At 64.0% G+C, this 381-nt stretch carries 1 protein-coding gene; it reads left to right on the top strand.

Annotated features, from left to right (window positions below; translation table 11 throughout):
- Positions 1 to 381 (top strand): sodium:solute symporter family transporter (locus AC0L20_RS40120; RefSeq protein WP_473295688.1); only part of this gene is annotated, 381 nt, incomplete at both ends.

Raw genomic sequence — 381 nt, forward strand, 5'->3', positions numbered from 1 at the left:
CCCTGGGCCTGGCGCTGATGTTCGGTACCGCTGGCCTGCCACACATCCTGATGCGCTTCTTCACCGTGAGCGACGCCAAGGAAGCGCGCAAGAGCGTGCTGTACGCCACCGGCTTTATCGGCTACTTCTATATCCTGACGTTCATCATCGGCTTTGGCGCGATCCTGCTGGTCAGCACCAATCCGGCGTTCAAGGATGCCGCAGGCGCCTTGCTCGGCGGCAACAACATGGCGGCGGTGCACCTGGCCAACGCGGTGGGCGGCAGTATCTTCCTGGGCTTCATTTCGGCCGTGGCCTTCGCCACCATCCTCGCGGTGGTAGCCGGCTTGACCCTGGCCGGTGCGTCGGCGGTGTCCCATGACCTGTACGCCAGCGTGATCA

The organism is Bradyrhizobium sp. Kon58, from assembly GCF_055807455.1.